Genomic DNA, 517 nt, shown 5'->3' on the forward strand with positions numbered 1-517 from the left:
CAGGATTTATAGGTGATTGATTGTTTGATTCTGTTGTATTAGGAATAGGGCTAGAGTTTACACCTGATATATTTGTATCTGATTGTGGTGAATTGTCTAAATCTCCAAAAGACCTAAATACATTGCTTATATGCCCAGAATCTGTAAAGCTGGTTCCTCCTAGACTGATTCCTTCTGCGCTGATAGATCCGCCACCGCCTGCCGCAGTAGCTTCTAAATCTTGTAGCCCTTGTCCTTCTAATATAGATTTTTGTAAATCGTTTATGTCGGCTAATACATTGCTATTAGAGCCAGAATCTATTAAAGATTCATCCAAAACAAGTTCATCATTTCCCAGTATAGTTATTTCTGTGCCATTTGGGCTAACAATAATAGCTTTAGCGTCAGGAGACAAGGTTACTACTCTTTCGCCAATCATTAGTTCATCGCCTACTTTCAAAATTCTCTCGTTACCTAAAGAGTCTCTTGCAACAACATTTCCAAATAGTTGTTTTACAATGCCTGCTAAATTTGACAT

1 protein-coding gene is annotated in these 517 nt (G+C 37.3%); it reads right to left on the reverse strand.

Features of this window, described 5'->3' with window-relative positions:
- On the reverse strand, positions 1 to 517 hold a 517-nt coding region (locus CDOM16189_RS08050; protein ID WP_170000959.1), incomplete at both ends, for a retention module-containing protein.

This window comes from Campylobacter sp. RM16189 (assembly GCF_012978815.1).
GTDB lineage: Bacteria > Campylobacterota > Campylobacteria > Campylobacterales > Campylobacteraceae > Campylobacter_A.